General features: G+C 68.7%; 3 protein-coding genes. All 3 read left to right on the forward strand.

What is annotated here, in order from left to right; all coding sequences use genetic code 11:
- Window positions 1–3,983, forward strand: a 3,983-nt coding sequence (locus A8G18_RS10275; RefSeq protein ID WP_064063806.1) for a non-ribosomal peptide synthetase, incomplete at its 5' end; no start/stop codon positions are given.
- A 141-nt stretch (window positions 3,984–4,124) separates the two neighbouring features.
- Window positions 4,125–9,959: an amino acid adenylation domain-containing protein gene (locus A8G18_RS10280; protein ID WP_064063807.1), complete on the forward strand. Its 5,835-nt coding sequence runs from the start codon at window positions 4,125–4,127 to the stop codon at window positions 9,957–9,959.
- Window positions 9,960–10,143: 184 nt separating this feature from the next.
- On the forward strand, window positions 10,144–26,805 hold the full coding sequence (locus tag A8G18_RS10285; RefSeq protein WP_245207837.1) for a non-ribosomal peptide synthetase: 16,662 nt from the start codon (window positions 10,144–10,146) through the stop codon (window positions 26,803–26,805).
- The last annotated feature ends 67 nt before the right edge of the window (window positions 26,806–26,872 follow it).

Here is a 26,872-nt window from a genome sequence, read left to right on the forward strand (position 1 = left end):
GCATGTGGTTCCTCAACCGTGTCGATTCGTCTGCGGCCTATAACATTCCGGTCGTCGTCCGGTTCACCGGAGCGCTCGACGCAGACGCGCTCGGCCGTGCGATCGATGACGTCGTGGCCAGGCACGAGTCGTTGCGGACGGTCTACCCGGAGGTCGACGGCCGTCCCGTACAGCACATTCTCGGTGCGGACTCGGTGCGGTCCGGGCTCGTCCCGGTCGACATCTCGCCGGATGCGCTGGCCGGCAGGATCGAACGGGTCGTCTCCACTCGGTTCGATGTCACCCGTGAGGTCCCGTTCCTCGTCGAACTCCTCCGGACGGCGCCGGAGGAGCACGTGCTCGTCGTCGTGGTGCACCACATCTCCGCCGACGGCTACTCGATGGGACCGCTGACCCGGGATCTTGCGGCTTGCTACGTCGCCCGACTCTCCGGTTCGGAACCGCGGCTCCCCGAATTGTCCGTGCAGTACGCGGATTACACGCTGTGGCAGCGCGAGATCCTCGGCGACGAGTCCGACCCCGGCTCGATGTCCTCCCGACAGGTGGATTTCTGGCGTCGCGCCCTCGACGGGATCCCCGACCGGATCGACCTTCCCGCCGATCACCCGCGGCCGAAGGCGCAGTCGTATCGTGGTGCAAGCGTGGATGTCTCGATCGGTACGGAGGTCCACACGGCGCTCCGGGCACTTGCGCAGGATCACGGCGCCACGCCGTTCATGGTGGTTCACGCGGCGTTCGCGGTGCTGCTCTCCCGGCTGTCCGGCATGCGCGACATCGTGGTCGGTACTCCCGTCGCGGGACGGAACGACCCGGCACTGGACGACCTCGTCGGAATGTTCGTCAACACCATCGTCTTCCGGGCCGAGGTAGATCTCGTGGAGTCGTTCTCCACTCTGCTCTCCCGGGTCCGGAAGGCGGACCTCGCCGCGTTCGCGCACGCCGATGTGCCGTTCGAGCGTCTCGTCGAGGTGCTCGATCCGGTGCGGTCTCTCGCGCACCACCCGTTGTTCCAGGTCGGATTGTCCTTCCAGAACCTGTCGCGCGCGTATCTCGACCTACCGGGTCTCGAGGCCGAAAGTCTCGCAGCGGAAAGGAACGTCTCCCAATTCGATCTGCACCTGATCCTCGCCGAACGCTACGACGGCGAGGGCGTGGTGGACGGGTTGGCCGGTGTGCTCACCTACGCGACAGATCTCTTCGAGGAGTCCACCGCGCAGGCACTCGCGGGCATGTTCGTGCGCCTGGTTCGCGACCTCGTGACCGACCCCACGCGGCCGGTGGGCGACGCACAGATGCTCGACCCCGCGCAACGCACCCGCCTCCTGCACATCTCGGGCGGCCGGCGACACCCGGCCGACGCGCAGACGCTACCGGAGCTCTTCCGCAGAAACGTATCCCGTGTCCGGGAGGCCACCGCGGTGGTCCACCCCGGCGGACGAGCGTCGTACCGGGAATTCGCTGCGCGGGTGAACCGTACGGCACGCGCACTCGTCGCAGCAGGTGTCGGACCCGAGACCCGGGTGGGACTTCTGATGCCGAACTCTCTCGAGCTCGTCGTCGCGATGTTCGCCGTCTCGACGGCAGGCGGCGCCTACGTTCCCCTCGATCCTTCTCTGCCGCCCGGCCGGATCGAACAGATCGTGGACACCGCCCGTCCCGCGCTCGTTCTCCGTTCGTCGAAGACCACCGGCGCAACCCGCACGGTCGATACCCGTGACGCGGTTCTGTTCGACATCGACGACCCGGCGTGGGAAGAGCTGCCGGCGGACGATTTCACCGATGCGGACCGGATTTCGCCGCTGTCACCCGACAATGCGGCCTACGTGCTGTTCACCTCGGGCTCCACGGGAACACCGAAGGGGGTGGTCGTCCCGCACCGGGCGGTGGTGAACCAGCTGGAATGGATCCGTTCCCGGTTCGGAGCGGACGACCGTGAAGTGGCAGTGCTGCACACACCGCCGACCTTCGATCTGTCGGTGTGGGAGTTCTGGGGTGCGCTCACTTCCGGTGGATGCCTGGTCGTTCCGCCGCCCGGACGGTATCTCGACCCTGCGGCGATGCTGGCCTTGATGGATCGGGAGGAGGTCACCACCTTCCACTCCGTACCGACCATGCTCGATATGCTCACCGCGGCAGCGACCGGCGGATACCCCGCCTCGTTGCGCCGGGTGCTGTCCATCGGGGAAGCGCTGTCGCCCGCCTCGGCCGAGGGATTCCGGAAGTGCTCGGATGCCGTGCTGACGAATCTCTACGGTCCCACCGAGGCGACCGTCTCGGTCACTGCCCACGAGGTGCGGGAGGACGACCGGCATGTCGTTCCGATCGGTGTGCCCGCATGGAACACGACCGTGCGCGTGCTCGATGGGCGCCTGAACCCGGTTCCGGTGGGGGTCGTGGGCGAGCTGTATCTGGGTGGGGTACAGCTTGCGCGCGGATACCTCGGCCGTACGGCGGAGACCGCCGCTCGGTTCGTCGCGGACCCGTTCGGCGACGGACGGTTGTACCGCACCGGTGATCTCGTGCGGTGGGTGGAGACCTCGGCCGGCACCGAACTCGAGTATGTGGGACGTCGGGACCAGCAGGTGAAGATCCGCGGTTTCCGGGTCGAACTCGCCGAGATCGAGGATGCGCTGCGTTCGTGCCCGGGGGTGATCACCGCCGCCGCGGCGGTGCAGAAGGATGCGGACCGGGGAGACCGGCTGGTGGCCTTCGTCGTGGCGGACGACGACACCGACCTCGACGTGGAAGCGCTACGACCCGCCCTCACCGAGCGGCTGCCGGGATACATGATTCCGACCGCGATCGGCCTGCTCGACCGACTGCCCCGGGGGACCACCGGAAAACTCGACCGCAATGCTCTTCCCGTTCTGCGGGCCGAAGCCTCTCGGTACCGTCCGCCACGGACGGACACCGAAGCAGCTGTCGCGTCGGCATTCGCTCGCACGCTCCGGATCGAGCGAGTGGGACGGGACGACGACTTCTTCGCACTCGGCGGTACGTCGTTGCTCGCGATCGCCGTCAACGGCGAGTTGGCGGCTGCGGTGGGGCACACCGTGCCGGTCGAGTGGATCTTCGACAGTCCTGTGGTCGCCGATCTCGCGGAACGGATCGATCGCACCGACCCGACCGGCGAGGACGGACGCAGCGCGGCTTTCGACATCGTGCTACCGCTGCGCACACCGGATGCCGATGGTCCACCGGTGTTCTTCGTGCATCCCGTCGTCGGCCTGGCGTGGAGTTTCGCCGGGCTGGCCGAGTATGTGGAGGACGGACGCCCGGTCTACGGACTGCAGTCACCGGCACTGTCGGGTGACGCGCCGCTACCCGGGTCCATCGAGGAATGGGCGGCCGTCTACGTCGAGGCCGTTCGTGAAGTCCGGCCCGCCGGTCCGTATCACCTCGTCGGTTGGTCGATGGGTGGCGTCATCGCCCACGAGATGGCGGTCCGGTTGCAGCGTGCGGGATCGATCGTCTCGTCGCTGACCCTCCTCGACGCGCACGTACGGATCGTCCTGACCGATCGGGTCGATCCGGCGGAGGTCGCGATGGCAGGCCTGATGGGGGCCGGGCAGGGTGGCGACACACCACCCGCAGGTGTGTTTCGTTTCACAAACAACCCGGCCGACGACAACGGGCCGGCGCTCGGGTCGCTTCCCCTCGACGGGATTCTGCGCGGCATAACCCACTCCTTCGAGGTGCTCGAAGGTCACACACCGGGCCTGTTCGACGGGAACATGTTGTTCGTCGAGGCCGGGAAATCCTCCCGCCGGGAACAGCCTTCGCTTCGGGAGTGGGATCCGTTCGTCACCGGTCGCGTGGTGCGGCACATCGTGGACGTCGATCACTGGGGCATCACCTCCGATGAAGGATGCCGTGAGATCGGGCCGATCCTGGCGAAGTTCACCTGCGGTGAGAATGTCCGAATTGCCCAGTCGGGCAACCAGGGAGACGGAGTCGGTCCGTCCGTTCGAGTGGAGCCCTAGCCCGGCCTGTGCCAGACTCGATCACGATCGGCAGGTGTGGACCGGTAGTCGGGGACCAGTCCACACGGATGCTCGATCGATGGGCGCCGCGAACTCTCGCGACGTCTGGTTCTGCGTACCCCCGGCGAGATCGGGGAGGGCATGACCACCAGTGCAATCGGGCCGGAATCGAGTCCGGCGGTGTCCGCAGACGCTCACCGACAGCGCGGTTCTCGCCGGTGGAAGCACCGTCTACGCCGCCGTCCCGCGACCGCGCTTCTCCCGCATCTGCTGGCCGCGGCGGTCGAGCGCGATCCTTCCGGTATCGCGATGCTCTCCGAATCGGGATCGACGACCTACGCGGAACTCGACGCCGCTTCGTCACGTCTGGCGCGACTGCTGATCGGCCGTGGTATCGGCCCCGAGGACGTCGTAGCGCTGGCTTTCGTCCGGTCGCCGGAATCGGTGGTCGCCACCTGGGCCGTCGCCAAGACGGGCGCGGCCTTCGTACCCGTCGACCCCACATACCCGCCCGATCGGGTCGAGCACATGGTGGTCGACTCCGGCGCTGTTACCGGACTGACCCTTTCGGACACCGCTTCCTCGTTGCCGGAGACCGTCGAGTGGCTGCGGATCGATGCACCGGACGTGTCGTCCGAAGCGGAGGCGCTGGCCTCGACCCCGGTGGGCTTCGACGAGCGACGCGGTCCGCTGCGACCGGACAACGCCGCCTACGTCATCTACACGTCCGGTTCGACCGGACGGCCCAAGGGTGTGGTCGTCACCCACACCGGTCTCGCGAACTTCTGTGCGGAGCAGGTCGAACGCTACGGCCTGACGGCCGATTCGCGCACCCTGCACTTCGCATCGCCGAGTTTCGACGCTTCCGTACTCGAACTGCTCCTGGCGGTCGGGGCGTCGTCGACCATGGTCGTGACGCCGCGCTCGGTCTTCGGCGGTGGCGAATTCGCAGAATTCGTTCTGCGACACGGGGTCACCCACGCCTTCGTCACTCCGGCCGCGTTGTCCTCGGTGGACCCGTCCGGGCTCGGCGTGCTGAACACGGTCGTCGTCGGTGGTGAGGCGTGCCCGCCCGAACTGGTGACGCGATGGGCTCCCGGACGCCGATTCTTCAACGGCTACGGCCCCACCGAGACGACGATCATGTCGAACATCTCGGACGAACTCGCTCCCGGCGACCGGGTGACGATCGGGCCCCCGATCCGCAACGTGTCGGAGTCCGTGCTGGACTCGCGTCTGCATCCGGTTCCCGCAGGTGTCGTGGGGGAACTGTACGTCTCGGGTCCGGGCGTGGCCCGCGGCTATCACGGACGTCCCGGATTGACGGCGACACGATTCGTCGCGGCTGCCGGAGGCGCACGGATGTACCGCACCGGTGACGTCGTACGCGGACCCGAAAGCGCCGATGCGGGCATCGTCTACGTGGGCCGCAACGACTTCCAGGTGAAGGTGCGCGGATTCCGCATCGAACTCGGGGAGATCGACGCGGCGCTGTCGTCCTTCCCCGGAGTGGATTTCGCCGTCACCCTCGGCCGCCCGACACCTGCCGGGGAGACACGTCTCGTGGCGTACGTGCACGGGGCCGGCGCGGCGCTCGATGCGGATGTCCTCACCCGCCACGTCGCAGACCTGCTTCCGGCGTACATGGTTCCCGCAGCCGTCGTCGTCCTCGACCGGATTCCCCTCACCCCGTCCGGCAAGGTCGACCGCGCCGCCCTGCCGGAACCCGAGATCACGGCCACCGAGTTCCGTTCCCCCGCCACGGTATCGGAACGGGCGATCGCCGAGGTGTTCGCCGACGTGCTCGGTGTGGACCGGGTCGGGCTCGACGACAACTTCTTCGATCTCGGCGGCAACTCGCTGCTCGCGACCTCCGTCACCGGTCGTCTCCGGACACGTCTCGGAGTCACGGTCGGTGCCGCGGCGCTGTTCGAGGAACCGACCGTCGCGGGGCTCGCGGGCCGTCTCGACGCCACCTCGTCCGGCGGAACGGTGCCGCTCGTCGCACGGCCCAGACCCGCACGCCTGCCGCTGTCCTACGCCCAGCAGCGCATGTGGTTCCTCAACCGCCTCGATCCCGAGTCCGCCGTCTACAACATTCCGCTGGCGGTCCGGCTCGCGGGCACGCTCGACATCGACGCGATGCGTACGGCGTTCGCCGACATCGTCGAACGTCACGAGACCCTGCGCACGGTCTACCCGGAGGTCGACGGCACCGGGGAACAGCGCATCCTCGAACCCGGGAGGGTCGCGGTCGACGTGCCGGTGGAGCAGATTCCGGCAGAGGCACTGGTCGAGCGGCTCGCGGCCGTCGCCGGACGTGGATTCGACGTGACCGCGGAGGTGCCGGTCCGCGCGGCCCTGTTCGAGACCGGAACCGACGACCACGTGCTCATGCTCGTGATGCACCACATCGCCGGTGACGGCACGTCGCTCGCGCCGCTCGTGCGCGATCTCGTGACCGCGTACACCGCCCGCGCCGGAGGCCGTCCGCCGGCGTGGACGCCGCTGCCGGTGCAGTACGCCGACTACACGCTGTGGCAGCGCGAGGTCCTCGGCAGCGACGACGATCCCGGCTCCGTCGCCGGCCGGCAACTGGCGTACTGGACCGAAGCGCTCGCCGGTATCCCCGACCACCTCGACCTCGCCACCGACCACGTCCGCCCCGCCATCCTCGGCTCGGGCGGCGGCACCGTGCGCACCGAACTCGACGGCGACACCTACGAGTCGATCACCGCGCTGGCACGCCGCACCGGGACGACGCCGTTCATGGTCGTCCACGCCGCGCTCGCGGCGCTGCTGGCGCGACTGTCGAACACCCACGACGTGGTGATCGGGACGCCCGTCGCGGGCCGATCGGCACCCGAACTCGACGACCTCGTGGGCATGTTCGTCAACATGCTCGCCCTGCGCACCGACGTCGACCTCGGCGCGTCCTTCACCGAACTGCTCGACCAGGCGCGCCGGGTGGACATCGCGGCCTTCGACCACGCCGACGTCCCGTTCGAGCGGCTCGTGGAGGTGCTCGACCCGGTTCGGTCGCCGGCGCGCCATCCCCTCTTCCAAGTGGGCCTGTCGTACCACAATTTCACTCTCGACGCGCTCGAGTTGCCGGGCCTGCGGGTCGAACCGCTCGACGCCTCGTCCTCGTCGGTCCGGTTCGACCTCCACGTCACGATCGTCGACCGCGGCGTGAACGGCGGACCCGGTGGGTGCGACATCGAATTCGGTTACGCCACCGACCTGTTCGACGAGTCGTCCGTCCGCCGCATGGTCGACCGTTACCTGCGGATCCTGTCGGTCGTCGCCGACGACGCGGACGTCGTGGTCGGCGATATCGACCTGCACGATCCCGACCAGCTCGCCGCCATGCTCGAAGCATGGGAGGCCGAGCAGGTCGCGGTGGGCCCCGGCCGGACCCTCGCCGACCTGTTCGCCGACCAGGTCCGCGCAACACCGTCGGCCTGCGCGCTCGTCGATGCGAAGGGCGAACTCACCTACGGTGAATTCGCCACGCGGGTACGCCGTCTCGCACGGGTGCTGATCGAACACGGAGTCGGCCCCGAGACGGTCGTCGCCCTCCCCATCCGTCGTTCGATCGATCTCGTCGTCGCGATGTATGCCGTCGTCGAGGCCGGTGGAGCGTACCTGCCGCTCGACCCCGACCATCCCCGCGAGCGGATCGAGTACATCGTGGAGTCGGCCGACCCGGCGTGTGTGCTCACCACCGGCCGCGACCGGATCGACCTCCCCGGTGACCGCCCGACGATCGAGGTCGACACGGTCGATCTCGCCGCGTACGACGGTCGCGCCCTGCGGAACTCCGACCGTCTCGCACCCCTGCGCGCCGGGAACGCGGCGTATGTGATCTACACCTCGGGCTCGACCGGCCGTCCGAAGGGAGTCGTCGTCTCGCACGAGGCGATCGTCAATCAGCTGGTCTGGAAGAAGAACGAGTACCGGCTCGGCGAGGGGGACGCGGTCCTCCTCAAGACCGCCGCGACCTTCGACCTGTCGGTGTGGGAGTTCTGGTCGGCGCCGACCTCGGGTGCGAAGCTCGTCGTCGCGTCGCCCGACGGACACCGTGACCCCGCCTACCTCAACGACTTGATCCGCCGCGAGAACGTGACGACCCTGCACGTCGTCCCCTCGATGCTCGATGCGCTGCTCGACGACGCAGAAGGAGAACTGCCGGGTTCGCTGCGACGCGTCCTGGCGATCGGCGAGGTACTTCCGGTCGACACCGCGGAGCGCACCCTCGAGCACTCCGACACGGACCTCGTCAACCTCTACGGTCCGACCGAGGCGGCGGTCTCGGTGACGGCCCACCGAGTCACCGAGACGGCGGACACATCCGTGCCCATCGGGGCGCCGATCCCCAACACGCAGGTGTTCGTCCTCGACGACCGCCTGCATCCGGTGCCGCCGGGTGTCGCGGGAGAGCTGTATCTCGCCGGTGCCCAGCTCGCTCGCGGTTACCTCGGACGTCCCGAGCTCACCTCCGAACGGTTCGTGGCGAACCCGTTCGGTGCACCCGGTACGCGTCTGTACCGCACCGGCGACGTCGTGCGCTGGCGGTTCGACGAGGACGGGCTGTCGGGCACGCTCGAATACCTCGATCGCGCCGACTTCCAGGTGAAGGTGCGGGGTTTCCGCATCGAACTGGGGGAGATCGAATCGGCGTTGCGTGCGCTCCCGCAGGTTCGTGACGCCGTCGTCACCGTGCAGAACGGCGATCGGATCGTGGCATTCGTGGTTCCCGTCGCCGAATCCCCGGACATCGCGTCGATCCGCGCCGCACTGACCCGGACCCTGCCGTCCTACATGGTCCCCCAGGGCTTCGTCACGCTCGACGTGCTGCCGCTCAACGTCAACGGCAAGGTCGACCGCAAGGCTCTTCCGGAAGCGGAGGTCGCCTCGGCGCCGTATCGCGCCCCGCGCAGCCGCACGGAGACGGTCGTCGCCTCGATCTACGCGGAAGTGCTCGGTACCCGGGACCGCGTGGGTCTCGACGACGACTTCTTCGGAATCGGGGGCAACTCGCTCAGCGCCGTGAAGGTCGCCGCACGCCTGCGGGACGTCCTCGACGCCCACGTCGAGTTGCCGTGGCTCTTCCTTCATCCGGGCGTCGAGGAACTCGCCGCCCGGATCGATGCGCACGGCGACTCGGCGCGAGACGCACTCGGCGACGCAGGCCTGGATCTCGTTCTACCCCTGCGTGCCGGTGGGGAGGGTGCGCCGGTGTTCTGCATCCATCCCGTGACGGGACTCGCATGGGGTTTCGCCGGTCTCGTCCCGTATCTGGGCGACCGTCCCGTCTACGGTCTGCAGTCGCCCGCCCTCGGGGCGAGTGGCGCTCTCCCCTCGAGCATCGATGCGTGGGCGGACGAGTACGCCCGGCGTATCCGGGAGATCCACCCGCACGGTCCCTACCATCTCGTCGGCTGGTCGATGGGAGGCATCCTCGCCCAGGCCGTCGCGATACGACTGCGCCGCGCCGGACAGGAGGTTCCGACCCTCGCGCTGCTCGACGCCTACCCGGAGACACGAGGCGCTGCGGCTCCGGAGCGGGCGACCGCACCCACCGTCGCCGAGGTCCTCGGTTTCGGCGGGGACGTCCCGGAGGCCTCGGTGCCCTTCACCGAGCTCACCCCCGAGAACGCGCAGAAGATCGTCGAGGGTCTACCGGCCCCGTTCGACGTACTCACCCCGGAGCGGATCGAACGGATCGTCGAGGGTGTGCGTCACTCCTACACCCTCCTCGCGTCACATCGACCCGAGGTCTACGACGGGGACCTGACGGTCTTCGTCGCCGAGGCCGACCGCTCCGCGTCATCCGCGGAGACGTGGTATCCGTTCGTGAACGGACTGGTGACCACGCGCGAGGTCCCCGTCTCCCACTGGGACCTCGCCACCCGGAAGGCCTGGGCCGTGATCGGTCCCGCCCTCGGCCGACGGCTCGATTCGGGGCGCTGACCGGCAAGAACTCGATATCTCTGCCGCATGGGGCGAACCGCCGAGGGTCGCCCCATGCGGGCGTGCCCGAGGCTCGCCGTAACATGACGCCTTGCCCCGCGATGCTCTAATGGGGCAACTGACCACCCGGTAACAACGGGTGGTCGCGGCCGAAACGGGACGTTCGAGGGAATCGGTACCAGTGGTGAGTGAGTTCTCGCGCGAGGTCGGCGGGCAGCAGGGGGACGAGGCTCGGACGAACCTCGACGACGTCCGGAACGCCGATCCGGCACGGACGGACCGCGGCAGCCGGCCCCGTCGGCGCCCCGCCCGGCGGCGCGGACCGCGTGCCGTGCTCCTTCCGCAGTTGCTGGCGGCTGCCGTGGAACGAGACCCGGCGGCCACGGCCGTGGTCTTCGGCGACCGTTCCCTGACCTACGCCGAACTCGACGCCGCGTCGTCGCGAACGGCTCGTCTCCTGATCGACCGGGGGATCGGCCCCGAGGACGTGGTCGCGGTATCGCTCGCCCGTTCGATCGAGTCCGTGCTCGCGGTGTGGTCGGTCGCCAAGTCGGGCGCGGCATTCGTTCCCGTCGACCCGAACTATCCGGCAGACCGCATCGAGTTCATGATCGCCGACTCCGGCGCACGCCTGGGTCTGACCCGGGCGGCCGCGGTGGCCGCGCTGCCCGAGACCGTCGAGTGGATCGCGCTCGACGATCCGCAGACGATCACCGATGCCGACGCTCTGCCGTCCGCTCCCGTGAGCTTCGACGAGCGGGTGCTGCCGCTGCGGGCCGAGAACCCGGCCTATGTCATCTACACCTCGGGTTCGACGGGCCGGCCGAAGGGCGTCCCCGTCACCCACACGGGCCTCGACGACCTCGCGCAGGAAGTCGCGGCACGCTTCGATCTGACACCGCAGTCGCGCGTGCTGCACGTGGCGTCGCCGAGCTTCGACGCGTCGGTCTTCGAATGGCTGATGACGATCTCCGTCGGCGCGACCATGGTCGTCGCACCGCCCACCGTGTTCGGCGGGGACGAGCTCGCCGAACTGCTACGCCGCGAGCGCGTGACGCACGCCGTGATCACCCCGGCCGTGCTGACCTCGATCGACCCGAGCACTCTGACCGATCTGGAGATGGTGCTCTCCGCTGGTGAGGCATGTCCGCCGGATGTCGTGGAGCGCTGGGCACCCGGGCGCCGATTCTTCAACGGTTACGGACCGACCGAGTCGACGATCATGACGCACTGCAGCGGGCCGCTCGAACCGGGACGGCCTGTGACGATCGGTACGCCGGTTCGCAATCTGAGCGCGTCCGTCCTCGACGCCCGCCTGAATCCGGTCGCTCCCGGCGTGGCCGGTGAACTGTACGTGTCCGGGACGGCTCTGGCCAGAGGCTATCGGGGACGCCCCGGTCTGACCGCAGAACGATTCGTCGCAGGGCCGGGCGGTACCAGGCTCTACCGTACCGGCGATCTCGTCCGTACCTCCCGCGGCACGAACGGCGAATTGATCTACCTGGGACGCAACGACTTCCAGGTCAAGATCCGCGGTTTCCGAGTCGAACTCGGTGAGATAGACGCAGCGCTCGCCGCCTGTGACGGAGTCGATTTCGCGATGACGGTGGGTCGCGAGACGCCGGCGGGTCAAGCACAGTTGGTGTCCTACCTGCACTCCTCGGAGGGGGCGGGGATCGACACCCGCGTGGTTACCGAAGAGATATCGAACGCTCTTCCGTCGCATATGGTTCCGTCGGTGATCGTCGTACTGGACGAGATCCCGCTGACGCCGTCCGGCAAGGTCGATCGCGCGGCGCTGCCGGACCCCGATCCGGTGACCGTCGAGTTCCGCCCGCCTGTCACGGATACCGAGATCGCTGTCGCCGAGGAGTTCGCGACGCTGCTCGGCCTGGAACGGGTGGGTCTCGACGACGACTTCTTCGATCTCGGCGGCAACTCGCTCGTGGCGACCCGGGTGGCGGCCCGGCTCGGTGAACGCCTCGACACCCGTGTGCCGGCCCGACTGTTGTTCGAGGGCTCGACCGTGGCTGCGCTCGCCGCGCTGATCGAACCCCTCGGCACCGGCGGCCGTATCCCGCTCACCGCCGGTACGCGGCCCGAGACGATTCCGCTGTCGCTCGCCCAGCAGCGGATGTGGTTCCTCAGCCGGTTCGACACCGGCTCGGCAGCGAACAACATCCCCGTCGCGCTCCGGTTGCGCGGGGCGCTCGACGTCGACGCGCTCCGCGCGGCGATCGCCGACCTCGTGGATCGGCACGAAACGCTCCGCACCGTCTACCCCGATCGCGACGGGGTGGGCAGTCAGGTGATCCTTCCCCCGTCGGCGGCCACCCCGACGGTGCGTGTCGAGGACGTCCCGGTCTCCGAAGTGGAGAACCGCGTCCTGCGCACCGTGTCGGCCGGTTTCGACGTGACGACGGAGGTGCCGCTGCGGCTCGAACTCCTGCGGGTCGCGCCCGACGAGCACGTCCTGGTCATCGTCGTCCACCACATCGCCGCAGACGGGGCATCCACCGAACCGTTCGTACGCGACCTCGTCACCGCCTACCTCGCCCGCACCGCCGGAGCGGTCCCCGGGTGGCAACCGCTCGCCGTGCAGTACGCCGACTACACCCTGTGGCAGCGTGCGGTGCTCGGCTCCGAGGACGATCCCGATTCTCCGGTGGCGAAGGAGATCGCGTACTGGACGTCCGTTCTCGCCGACCTACCGGACCGGCTCGAACTCCCTACGGACCGGCCCCGGCCGGTCGAGGCGTCGGGTCGCGGCGCCACCGTCGATTTCGAGATCGATCCGGCACTGCACGCGGCCGTCGCCGAACTCGGCCGGGCAGCGGGATGTTCGCCGTTCATGGTCGTCCACGCAGCCTTCGCGGTGTTGTTGTCGAGGATCTCGGGCGCACGCGACATCGCGATCGGCACACCCGTCGCCGGGCGTGGCGAACAGGCCCTCGACGACCTCATCGGCATGTTCGTCAACACCCTTGTGCTGCGCACCGACATCACGCCCGACCTGAGCTGCGCCGAGCTCCTGCACCGGGTCCGCGATACCGACATCGACGCATTCGCGCACGCCGATCTGCCGTTCGAGCGGCTCGTGGAGATCCTCGATCCGGTCCGCTCCGCGGGGCACCACCCGCTCTTCCAGGTCGCCCTGTTCTTCCAGAACATGGCGCAGCCCGAACTCGCGCTGCGCGATCTCGAGCTCGTACCGGTGGATCTCGGCGGAAGCATCGCCAAGTTCGATCTCCAGCTCACGGTGACCCCCCGGGAGGTGGACGGGCGCCCCGCCGGAATCGGAGCCCAGTTCACCTACGCCACCGATCTTTTCGACGACTCGACCGTTCGCGCCCTGGCGGAGCGCCTGGTGTCGGTGCTCGGAGCCTTCGCGAGCGACGCCGACATCCCGGTCGGGGAGATCGACCTGCTGACCCCGCACGAGCGTCATGCACTCACCGTCGGGGTCAACGCGACCGACCATCCGACGGACACGGGGACACTGCTGTCACGTTATCGGGCCCAGGTCGACCGCGTCCCGGGAGCCACCGCGGTCCTCTTCGGCGACGAATCGCTCACCTATGCCGAGTTCGACGCACGCGTCAACCGACTCGCGCGGCACCTGATCTCGTCCGGGGTCGGACCGGAATCGCTCGTGGCCCTGGGGATCCGGAGGTCGATCGATCTCGTGGTCGCCATGTACGCGGTCGTCACCGCCGGCGGTGCCTACGTGCCGCTCGATCCCGACCATCCGGCCGACCGGATCGGTCACATCCTCGACACCGCCCGACCGGTGTGTGTGCTCAGCACGAGCGCGGACACCGGCGACCTCCCCGAGGGAATCGCCCCGATCCTCCTCGACACCCTGGAGACGGATGGGTACGACGCGCATCCTGTCCGGGAGGACGAACTGCGCGGCACCGTACAGCCCGCATCACCGGCCTACGTGATCTTCACGTCGGGTTCGACGGGACGGCCGAAGGGTGTGTCCGTCCCCCACGAAGCGATCGTCAACCAGCTCGAGTGGATGGCTGCCGAGTACGACATCGCCGGGAGCGATGTGTACCTGCAGAAGACCGCCACGACCTTCGACGTCTCGCTCTGGGGCTACTTCCTGCCACTGCGCACCGGGGGCACCCTCGTCGTGGCGCCGCACGACGCCCATCGCGACCCCGCCTGGGTGGCGGATGCCGTCACACGCCACCGCGTCACCCTCACCGATTTCGTCCCGTCGATGCTCACCGTCTTCGCCGCACAGGCACCCGCCGGCAGCTGCGCGAGCCTGCGGCACGTGTTCGTCATCGGAGAGGCACTGCCGCCGGAAACGGTGTCGGCCTTCCGCCGGCTCGGCGATGCGGCGCTCCACAATCTCTACGGCCCGACCGAGGCGGCGGTCTCGGCGACCTACTGGCCGGCCGACGGCGACGGTCACGCCGTGCCGATCGGTGTGCCCGAGTGGAACGTGCAGGTCTACGTCCTCGACTCGGGTCTGGCTCCCACACCGGTCGGGACGCCGGGCGAGCTGTATCTCGGCGGGGTTCAACTCGCTCGGGGTTACGAGAAGCGCCCCGACCTGTCCTCCGACAGGTTCGTCGCGAGTCCGCTCGGACGACCGGGGAGCCGGATGTACCGCACCGGCGACCTCGTGCGGTGGCGTCGTACCGCTGCGGGAGAGCTCGTCCTGGACTATCTGGGTCGCACCGACTTCCAGGTCAAGTTCCGCGGCCAGCGCATCGAACTCGGCGAGATCGAGACGGCTCTGCTCGGCTGCGCCGAGGTATCGCAGGCAGTCGCGCTCGTCGTGCCCACCTCCACCGGTGAGCAACTGGTCGCGTACGTCGTGCCGGCACCGGGACACACCGTCGACCGGGCGGCGCTGCTCGATGCGGTGAAGAAGACGTTGCCTTCCTACATGGTGCCCTCGGCCGTCGTCGCGCTCGACGAGTTCCCCTTGAACACCAGCGGAAAGCTCGACCGCAAGGCCCTGCCCGCACCGGTCTTCGAAGCACGCGAGTTCCGCGCGGCCCGTACCCCGATCGAGGAGATCGTGGCAGGTGTCTACGCCGACGTGCTCGGCGTGGCCCGGGTGGGTGCCGACGACGACTTCTTCGAACTCGGCGGCAACTCGCTCGTCGCGACGCGCGTCGCATCACGGATCTCCGATGCACTCGGCACGCGGGTCCCGGTTCGGGAACTGTTCGAATCGCCCACGGTCGCGGCGCTGGCCGTGCGCCTCGAATCGCGCGGGACGGGTGAGGACCGGCCCCGTCTCGAGGCCCGGCCCCGTCCCGAGCGCGTGCCACTGTCGCTCGCACAGCAGCGCATGTGGTTCCTCAACCGATTCGATCCGGACTCGCCGGCCTACAACCTGCCGGTGGCGCTCCGGATCACGGGATCTCTCGACGCCCGGGCTCTCGAAGCCGCGGTCGCCGACGTGATCGATCGGCACGAAATCCTGCGCACCGTCTACCCGGAGTCCGAGGACGGTCCGGTGCAGGTCGTGCTGCCGGCGGCCGGGGCCGTTCCCGACCTGACACCGGTCGAGGTCGTCCCCGGCGATCTCGAGGCCGCCGTCACCGCGCTGGCCGTCGCCGGATTCGACGTCACAGCCGATGCCCCGCTTCGTGCCAGGCTGTTCCGCTTGGATGCCGACGACCACGTGCTCGCGTTCGTCGTCCACCACATCAGTGCCGACGCGTCGTCGATGGCGCCGCTCACCCGCGACCTGATGACCGCGTACATGTCGCGACTCGCAGGTGAACGTCCGTCGTGGACGCCGCTGCCGGTGCAGTACGCCGACTACAGCCTGTGGCAACGCGAGGTGCTCGGTTCCGAATCCGATGCGGATTCCGTCGCGGCAGCGCAGATCCGGTACTGGGTCGAGACCCTCGACGGTCTTCCCGACCAGCTGGAACTGCCGATCGACCGTCCCCGCCCACCGGTTCAGTCCCTGCGGGGCCGCCGCGTTCCGTTGCGGATCCCGGCGGACGTGCACTCCGCGCTGTCGTCTCTCTCGCGCGAGCGCGGGGCGTCGCTGTTCATGACGTTCCATGCAGCGCTCGCGGTCCTCCTGTCACGATTGAGCGCGAGTTCCGACGTCGCGGTCGGCACGCCGATCGCGGGTCGCGGCGAGGCCCGGCTCGACGACGTCATCGGCATGTTCGTCAACACGCTCGTGTTCCGCACCCGAGTGGACGACGACGCGCGATTCGGCGAGCTCCTCGACCGCGTGCGGGAGATCGATCTCGACGCCTACGCCAATGCGGACCTGCCGTTCGAGAGGATCGTCGAGATCCTCAACCCCACCAGATCGCAGGCGCGGCACCCCCTGTTCCAGGTCGGCCTGTCGTTCCAGAACGTCGAGCGGTCGAGCCTCGAACTGCCGGGCCTGACGGTCACGGGTCTCGACATCGAGACCGAGATCTCCCAATTCGACCTGCACTTCATCGTCGCGGACCATTACGCCGAGGACGGATCGCCCCTCGGTGTCGGCGGTTTCGTCACCTACGCCACCGACCTGTTCGACGAGTCCACGGTCGTGCGGTTCACCGAACTGCTCGAGACGGTCCTGCGCGCGGTGACCGCCGACCCGCACGTGGTGGTGGGCGACATCGATCTGCTCGGGGAGGCCGATCGGCGACGGCTCGCCGAGCTCGACGACACCGACCGGACCACGGACGGTTCCGCCACATTGGTGACCCTGTTCGACGAGCAGGTCGCACGCCGACCGGACGCGGTGGCTCTCGTATCGGGTGACAGGCACTGGACCTATGCGGAGCTCGACACCGAGGTCAACCGGCTCGCGCACATGCTGCTCGAGCGGGGTGTCGGTACGGAGGATCGTGTCGCGCTCCTCCTGCCGCGTTGTGCGGAGCTCCCCATCGCGATGTACGCGGTCGCGAAGACGGGTGCGGCATACGTACCGATCGATCCCGCGATGCCCGTGGCCCGCGTCGAGTACATCCTGGAGACGAGCGCCCCCACGGTCGTCCTCACGAACGGCGACGCTCGCCGGACCTGCGCCCTCGATCTGCCGAAGATCGTCGACCTCGACGAGATCGACACGGCCAGGTATCCGTCCGGTCCGGTACTCGACGCGCATCGGAGCTCACCGCTGCGGCCCGACGATCTCGCATACGTGATCTTCACGTCCGGGTCGACCGGCCGGCCGAAGGGCGTCGCGGTCGGCCACCGCGCCGTCACCAACCAGTTGCTCTGGAAGGCCGAGGAATTCGATCTCGGCCCCGACGACGTCGTGCTTCTCAAGACTGCCTCGACGTTCGACCTGTCGGTGTGGGAGTTCTGGTCGGCGCCCACCACAGGCGGCCGGTTGGTCGTGGCACGACCGGACGGTCATCAGGACCCGGACTATCTGCTTGCCACGATGCAGGAGCAGGGTGTCACCGTCGTGCACCTGGTGCCCTCGATGCTCGAGATGCTCATGACCGCCTCGGAGGGGTCGCTCCCCGAATCCGTGCGCGCCGTCCTCGCGATCGGTGAAGCGCTGCCGGCCACGACCGCTCGCGCGTTCCGCCGCACCCACCGTGCAGCACTGTTCAACCTCTACGGCCCGACCGAAGCCGCCGTGTCGGTCACCTCGCACGAGGTCGACGACGCGGACGAGCACGTCGTGCCCATCGGCACACCCGAATGGAACACCCGCGTCCACATCCTCGATCGGCGCCTCCATCCGGTGCCCGCCGGGGTGATCGGGGAGCTCTACCTCGCCGGTATCCAGCTCGCACGCGGCTACCAGGATCGACCGGCCCTGACGGCGGACCGCTTCGTCGCCGACCCGTTCGGACCGGCCGGGACGCGCATGTACCGCACCGGTGATCTCGCGGTGCTCCGCACCGACGGCGAGATCGAATACCGGGGCCGCTCCGACTTCCAGGTGAAGATCCGCGGTTTCCGCATCGAACTCGAGGAGATCGAATCGGCACTCCGTCGCCTCGACGACATCGCTGCGGCCGTCGTGACCGCGCACCACGATGCGCGTCTCGGTGATCGGCTCGTCGCGTACCTGGTTCCCGCTGCCGGTGCGGTCGTCGACACCGGCCGGGTTGCCGAGGCTCTCGCCCGGGAACTGCCCGGATACATGATCCCCGGGGCGTTCGTCGTTCTGACCGAGCTTCCGCTGACCGCCAACGGAAAGCTCCACCGCGCAGCACTTCCCGCGCCCGTCTTCGAGTCCACGGAGTTCCGCGCCCCGACCACGACGATCGAGCAGACCGTGGCCGGTGTGTTCGCGGATGTGCTCGGTGTCGACCGCATCGGTCTGGACGACGACTTCTTCGATCTCGGCGGCAACTCGTTGCTCGCCACCCAGGTCGTCGCGCGTCTCGGTAAGACGTCGGGACTGCGCGTTCCCGTCCGCGCACTGTTCGAGGCCCCCGGCGTGGGTGCGCTCGCTGCCCGCCTCGAGCAGTTCTCCGCGGTCGAACACCACGAACCTCTCGTCCCGGTGATTCGCCCGGTGGAGATTCCCCTCTCGCTCGCGCAGCAGCGGATGTGGTTCGTCAACCAGTTCGACACGTCCTCGCCCGCCTACAACGTCGCCGCGGCGGTGCGGCTGTCCGGATCGCTCGACGCCGAGGCCCTGCAGCACGCCGTCAACGACGTCGTGGCGCGACACGAGACCCTCCGTACGCGATATCCGCGCGGGACGGAAGGTCCGATCCAGCAGATCCTCCCGGCAGTGGAGGCCACCGTTCGCCTCGAACCCGTCGACGTGACCGAGACCGACCTGCCGGCCCGGGTACACGACATCGTCGCGCGCGGCTTCGATGTCACCACCGAGATCCCGGTCCGGCTCGCGCTGTTCCGTCTCGCCGCGACCGAGCACGTCCTCGTGACGGTGGTGCACCACATCAGCGCCGACGGCTGGTCGGTCGGGCCGCTCACGCGAGACCTCGTGGTCGCCTACAGCGCACGCTCGACGGGCGCGGTGCCCGCCTGGGCGGCACTCCCGATCCAGTACGCCGACTTCGCTCTGTGGCAGCGACGGATGCTCGGTTCGGAGGACGATCCCGCCTCGGTCCTCGCCGGACAGGCGGCCTACTGGAAGAACGCCCTCGCCGGGATCGCCGACGAGATCGCCCTGCCCACCGATCGTCCGCGCCCGCCCGTGCAGTCGATGCGAGGTGGCAAGGTGCGCTTCGTCGTCGACCCGTCGACCCATCACGGGCTCACCGAGGTCGCCCGCACGCACAACGCGACCCTGTTCATGGTGCTGCACGCCGCACTCGCCGGCTTCCTGCACCGCATCACCGGTGACGTCGACATCGCGATCGGTACGCCCGTCGCCGGCCGCGGACACGAGGAACTCGACGACCTGATCGGTATGTTCGTCAACACTCTCGTGCTGCGGACCGCGCCGCGTGGCGACCGGTCGTTCGCCGACCTGCTCGCCGAGGCACGTGAGACGGATCTCGATGCGTTCGCACACGCCGATATCCCGTTCGAGAGACTGGTCGAGATCCTGGCGCCGGAACGGTCCACCGCGCGGCAGCCACTGTTCCAGGTCGCACTCTCCTTCGAGAACCTGGGCCGGACCGGTTTCGATCTGCCGGGCCTGAGTTTCGGCATCGTGGATTCCGATATCGACGTCGCCAAATTCGACCTGTCGCTCACCCTCGCCGAACAATTCGATCAGGCCGGCGAACCGGCCGGTATGGCAGCCGAGTTCTCGTATGCGCGAGACCTGTTCGACGAGAACACGATCGACGGCTTCGCGCGTCGCTTCGTGCGTTTCCTCGACGGTGTCCTCACCGACACCGACCGGGCGATCGGCGACGTGGACATCCTCGACGCCGACGAACGTGCACGTCTCGCGGGAGTGCGCGGCGCCGAATCGGTCGAGCCGCAGACCCTGTCACGGCTCCTGTCGCTCGCCGTGGCGGGGGGGCCGGACCGCACCGCCGTGCGTTGCGGCGACGAGGCACTGACCTATCGCGAGCTGGACGAGCAGACGAATCGTCTCGCCCGGGTGCTCCTCGACCACGGTGCCGGTCCGGAGACGTTCGTCGGCCTCGCCTTCCCACGCTCGATCGACATGATCCGGGCGGTATGGGCGGTCGCCAAGACGGGGGCGGCCTATGTGCCCATCGACCCCGACTATCCGGCCGACCGCATCACCTACATGCTGGAGGACTCCGGCACCCGTCTCGGCGTCACCTCCTCGGCTCACGTCGGCAGGCTCCCCGACGCCGAGTGGCTCGTGCTCGACGACGACGAGTTCCGGGACAGATGCGACCGGATGTCGTCCGAACCGATCGAGGCGACGGAACTGCACGGCGCGATCCGCGTCGGCAACGCGGCCTACGTCATCTACACTTCCGGCTCCACCGGCCGGCCGAAAGGTGTCGTCTCGACCCATGCGGGCCTGGCGAATCTCGCACGCGCGCAATGCGAGACCTTCCGAATCACGGCCGACGCACGCACCCTGCAGTTCGCTTCACCGAGCTTCGACGCGTCCGTGCTCGAGATGCTTCTCGCGGTCGGAGCGGGAGCGACGATGGTGATCGTGCCGCCCGCGATCTACGGCGGCGAGGAACTTGCGGCCGTCCTGCGGCGCGAGGCCGTCACGCACGCCTTCGTCACTCCGGCCGCGCTGGCCACCGTCGATCCGTCCGGCCTCGGTGAACTCGAGGCGGTGATGGTCGGCGGCGAGGCGTACTCCTCCGATCTGGTGACCCGGTGGGGAAGCGACCGTCGGTTCTACAACGTGTACGGCCCGACCGAGACCACGTGTATCACCACCAGCTCCGAACCGCTCGTGCCGGGAGGCGCGATGCCTATCGGTCATCCGTTGCGCGGTGTGGGTGCGCACGTGCTCGATGCCCGGCTGCATCCCGTCCCGCTCGGCGTCACCGGCGAGCTCTACCTCTCGGGACCGGCGCTGACCCGCGGATATCACCGCCGGGCCGGGCTCACCTCGGAACGGTTCGTCGCATCCCCGTTCGGCGACGGGCAACGCCTGTACCGCACGGGCGATCTCGTCCGCTGGGCCGCAGGCGGAGAACTCGAGTACGTCGGACGTGCCGACCAGCAGGTCAAGATCCGCGGGTTCCGGATCGAGCTGGGGGAGGTCGACGCGGCCTTCGTCGCACATCCGGACGTCGACTTCGCGGCTACTCTCGGGCACGAGACCGCAGCCGGCGCCGTAGTTCTCGTGACCTACGTCAAGCCGTGCGAAGCGCGGACCGTCGACACCGACGAACTGCTCGGGTTCGTGGCCGGGTCACTGCCCGACTACATGGTGCCCACGGCCGTCGTCGTCATCGACCGGGTGCCGTTGACCCCGGTGGGCAAGCTCGACAAGAAGGCCCTGCCGGAACCGGTGTTCGCTTCCACGGAGCGTCGCGCACCGTCGACTCCGGCGGAGACCGCGATCGCCGGGATCTTCGCCGAGATCCTCGGTGTCGACGAGATCGGCGCCGACGACTCGTTCTTCGCCCTCGGTGGCGACAGTATCGTGTCCATCCAGTTCGTCGCCCGAGCCCGGACGCTCGGATTCGAACTGAGCCCGCGCGACGTCTTCGAACGGAAGACGGTCGCGGCGCTCGCCGAACTCGTCGATGCCGGGGCTGCCACGGAGGCAGGGGAGGCGGAGGCGGATCCTGCAGCCGAGGACACCGCTCCTCGGACACCCGAGATCGCGCGTGTTCGCGCAGGCGGGCACCACGGTGTCACGAGTGTCGTCATCGAGATGCCGGGCGGAGTCGACGACGACGGGCCGGCCGAGTGCCTGACCGCTGTACTCGCGGCGCATCCGCTGCTGCGTCTGGTCGTGCCGCGCGAGGTCGACGAGTCCCCGCGGGTCGTTGCCGCGTCGGCCCTCGATATCTCGAAGGTGTTGCGGCACCAGGTGATCGAAGGCCCCCTTGCGCTCGAGGAGATCGTCGACCGCGTCGTGCGGGAGGCCGCAGACCGGCTGGACCCGGCTGCCGGCATCGTCGTGCAATTCGTCCGGGTGTCCGCCGGTGACTCCGATCTGCTCGTGGCCGTCGGCGACGCGGTCGCCGTCGACGGAGTGTCGTGGCAGGTGCTCGCCGACGATCTGGCCGCCGCCTGGACCGCCCGTGCCGCCGGTCGCACCCCCACCGTGGCGGCCGAGAAGGTCTCGGCGCGGGCATGGTCGAACACGTTCGCGACGCCTCCGGCCGCGCCGGTGACGAGAGTCACGACTGCGGATTCGGACGAGCGGGCTCCCCTCGGGGCCACCGTCCGTCATTCGGCCTCGGACACCGCATCCGTCTTCGCCGATCTCGCTGCGGCCTTCCGCGCCGAACCGATCGACGTGCTCGTCGCGGTCGCTGCGGTCGCGGTCACCGGCACCGGCGGGTCGACACAGGTCGATCTCGTGGTGGGCGCCGACGGGCGACGACTCGCATCTGCGGCCGGTACGTCCCGGACGGTCGGCGGCCTGCAGGTGCAGTATCCGGCGCGCATCGACCTGGACGGGGTCGGGGAACTCACCGGGCCCGAAGGGGCGGCCCCACTCGTCAAGGCCGTCAAGGAACAACTCCGTGCGGCGCTGCGCCGGTCGCCCGACGACGCGGTGACGGCTGGTCCCGACACGATGGTGACCCTGCACGGCGAACCACGCGCCGGGGACATGCGCGAGGCCTGGCGGTTGTCCGCCGAGTACGGGATCCGGCCCGTCTTCCGTACCGCACCGGAACATCGGCTCGAAATCCACGCCTCGTCGGTTGCGGGGGAACTCACCGTGACCCTCACCGCCGATCCCGCGCGCGTCCACGAAGACGAACTCGCCGACGTGGTCCGGACATGGACCGCGACGGTGGACGCACTCGCCCGGTACGCGGCACAACCCGGTATCGGCGGACTCACCCCCTCCGACCTGCCCCTCGTCGACGCGGATGCCGACGACATCGAGATATGGGAGCAGCGGTACCCGGGCCTCGAGGACGTGTGGCCGCTCACCCCGCTGCAGCAGGGCATGTTGTTCCACGCCCTGCTCGCGAGCGACGGCGTCGACGTGTACACGACCCAGTTCGTGCTCCGTCTCCGCGGTGATCTCGACACCGCCCGCTTGCACCGGGCCGCACAGACCCTGCTCGACCGTTACCCCAACCTGTGCGCGGCGTTCACCACGACGCGCAGCGGTGTGCCGGTGCAGGTCGTGCAGCGCGGGATCGAGGTTCCGTGGCGTGAGGTGGACGTCACCGAGGCCGGCGACCCGGACGCGATCGACGCGCGCATCGAGCAGGCGAAAGCAGAGGATCTCGCAACGCATTTCGTGATGGACCGCGCCCCGCTGCTGCGGTTCACCCTGTTCCGTGCCGCCTCGGACCGTGTCGATCTGCTCGTCACGAGCCATCACATCCTCATCGACGGCTGGTCGATGCCGCTGCTGATGCGCGACATGCTCGTGCTGTACGCAGCCGACGCGGATCCGGCCGTGCTGCCGCCCGTCGCTCCCTATCGGGACTATCTCGAGTGGCTGCACGCACGGGATCACGCCGAATCGAGGGAGGCATGGAAGCGCTCGCTCGACGGCCTGGACGGTCCCACGACGATCACCACGCTCGACACCGCTCGCGGGATCGAGGCGGGCATCGGCGAAGCCGGTTTCGAACTCACGCCGGACACCACGGCGAAGCTGTCCGCGACGGCGCGCCGACTCGGCGTCACCCTCAACACCATGGTGCAGACGGCATGGGGGCTGTTGCTCTCCCGGATGACCGACCGCGACGACGTCGTCTTCGGCGCCACCGTATCCGGACGTCCGCCACAGCTACCCGGTATCGAGTCGATGGTCGGCCTGTTCCTCAACGCCGTCCCCGTCCGGGTGCGCATCGACCCGGACGAGACCGTCGCGAACCTGGCGTCGACGGTGCAACGCGAACAGGGCGCGCTCCTCGATCACCACTATCTCGGGTTGGCCGAGATCCAGGAGTCGGCCGGTGCGGACGCACTGTTCGACTCGCTCGTGGTCTTCGAATCGTTCCCGGTGGACGCGGCCGCCCTGTCGGAGGCGCGCTCCGGCATCGGTCTCGACGTCGCCGCCGTGGACGCGGCCAGCGGCACACACTATCCGCTGACACTCATGGTGGTCGCCGACGACCGGGTTCGGGTGACGGTGAAGTATCTGGAGGACGTGATCGGCGGGACCTTCGCGCGCGACGTGGCCGGCCGGCTGGAGGTCGTGCTCGACGCGTTCGCCGAGTCGGTCGACCGGCGGATCGGGCAGCTCGACGTGTCGACCGGACACGATCGGGCGCGTCTCGACCGATGGAATGCGACGGACGTCCCCGAACTGCTCGACGAGGCGACGCTGGTGTCGTTGTTCGAGGAGCAGGCGGCCCGCACCCCACAGGTGCCGGCGTTCGTGTTCGAGGACACCGAGTGGGACTACGCGACCTTCGACGCGGAAGCCAACCGGCTCGCCCGGCACCTCGTCGCACTGGGCGTGGGGCCGGAGACGCTCGTCGCGGTGGCGATGCGGCGCTCGCTCGAACTGCCGCTCGCGATCTACGCGATCGTCAAGGCCGGTGGTGGGTACGTACCCATCGACCCGGATCATCCCGCCGATCGCACCGCGCTCGTACTCGACGGGGCGCGTCCCGCATGCGTCCTCACCACGAGCCGTGACGGTGTCGACGTCGCGACGACCGTTCCGGTGATCGACGTGGACCGCCTCGACCTCGGTCACCTGCCCTCTCACCCTCTCGACGACTGCGAACGGCTCGGATCCCTGAGGCCTGACAACACGGCCTACGTGATCTACACGTCGGGGTCGACGGGCCGTCCCAAGGGCGTCCAGATCACCCACCGGCAGGTCGCCAACCAGTTCCGCTGGGCGCAGCGCACATTCCCGCATTCTGTGGGGGATGTGGTCCTGCACAAGACTCCCGTCACCTTCGACATCTCCACATGGGAATTGTTCTGGCCGTTGCAGACCGGGGCGACGGTCGTGGTGGCCCGGCCCGACGGACACCGTGACCCGCAGTATCTCGCCGAGACGATCCGTCGCCGGTCGGTGAGCTCGGTGCATTTCGTGCCGTCCATGCTCGATGTCTTCTGCGAGTCCGCGGATTCCGGCGACCTCGTATCGCTGAAGTACGTCTTCGCGGCCGGGGAGGAACTGACCGCCGACACCGTCGACGCCTACCGGGCGATCGGCACGGCGGCACTCGTCAACTGGTACGGCCCTGCGGAAGCAACCGTGGTCACCAGTGTGGACACGGCCCGAGTGCACGGCCGGCCGGTGCCGATCGGTGCACCGGTCGCCAACACGACGGTGCACGTACTCGACAGTCGGCTCCGGCCGGTGCCGGTCGGAAGCGTCGGCGAACTGTACGTCGGGGGAGTGCAACTCTCCCGCGGATACGCCCACGCAGCGGTTCTCACGGCGGAGCGTTTCGTCGCCGATCCCCGCAACACCGGAGCGCGGTTGTACCGCACCGGAGACCTCGTCCGGTGGAGAGAGGACGGCAGACTCGACTACCTCGGCCGGTCCGATTTCCAGGTCAAACTGCGCGGGCAGCGCATCGAGCTCGGTGAGATCGAAGCAGTGCTCGTATCGCGACCCGAGGTGGCGCGCGCCGTGGTCACCGTCGTCGCGGGACCGGACGGAGGCGACCGTCTCGCGGCCTATGTCGTCGCTGCCGAAGGAGTGTCGCTGGATGTCGGCGAACTCGCCGTGCATGCGCGGCATTCGCTGCCGTCGTACATGGTGCCTGCGGTCCTCGTGCCCTTGCACGAACTGCCGCTCAACGCCAACGGCAAGCTCGACCGGAAGGCGCTTCCCACCCCGGTGATCGACACCGTCGCGTACACGGCGCCGCGTACTCCGCTCGAGGAGCTCGTCGCAGGCGTCGTCGAGGAGGTCCTCGGCGTCGAGAAGGTCGGTGTGGACGACGACTTCTTCGCGCTCGGCGGCAACTCGTTGAATGCGACGCAGGTCGCGAGCCGGCTCCGCGACAGCGTGGGCGCCGACGTCCGCGTCCAGTGGTTGTTCACCGACCCCACCGTCGCTGCACTGGCAGGACGCATCTCGGCCGAACGCGACGCCGGCGAGGAGTTCGATCCCTTCGCCGACAGCGCGATGCAGGTGCTGCTCCCGCTCCGGGCACGCGGTTCCCGGGCACCACTGTTCTGTGTCCATCCGATGTACGGACTCGCGTGGACGTACTCGGGCCTGACCCGCTTCGTGCACGATCGGCCGATCTACGGCATCCAGTCGAAGGCGCTGTCGGAGGACGGATACCTGCCGGAGTCCCTGGCCGGGATGGCGGCGCGATATGTCGAGGAGATCCGGACGGTGCAGCCACACGGTCCGTACAACCTCATGGGCTGGTCGCTCGGTGGTGTGCTCGCGCACGAGATGGCCGTGCAACTGCAGGCGGCGGGGGAGAGCGTCGACTGCCTCGCCATGCTCGACAGCCATCTGAATCTCGATGTCGGCGACTTCCGGGGAGCGATCCGCGACGAGCTCGAACAGATCGGCGTCGTCCTCGACGACTCGGCCGACGTGACGAGCCTGTCGGACGAGCATCTCCAGCGCGTGATGGAGACCGTTCCGCAGGAGATGGTCACGCTCACCGCGGAGCGTTTCCGCAATCTCTACGAGAGTGCGCTGCGATCGGCGGAACTCATCGCGTCGCACACCCCCGGGGTGTTCGAAGGAGACCTGATGTACTTCAGCGCGGCCGATCATCCGCCCGCCCAGGACGGTGCCGCGGGACGCTGGTCGCACCTGGTGACCGGAACCATCTCGGACGTTCCGATCGACTGTGTGCACGGCGCGATGACCACACCCGAGTCGCTGGCAGCGATCGGGCCGGTGCTCGAGGAACACCTCCACAGGGAGTGGATGTAACGAGTTGCTCCCGGACGACGACGCATGTAACTGTACGTAGGCCGCCATCGGGTAGGTTCCGTTCGAG

The organism is Rhodococcus gordoniae, assembly GCF_001646655.1.
GTDB classification, from domain to species: domain Bacteria; phylum Actinomycetota; class Actinomycetes; order Mycobacteriales; family Mycobacteriaceae; genus Rhodococcus; species Rhodococcus gordoniae.

Bases quoted from the DNA above. Each gene is read 5' to 3' on its own strand.
- A8G18_RS10280 (WP_064063807.1), top strand. From the start codon at position 4,125: ATGACCACCAGTGCAATCGGGCCGGAATCGAGTCCGGCGGTGTCCGCA.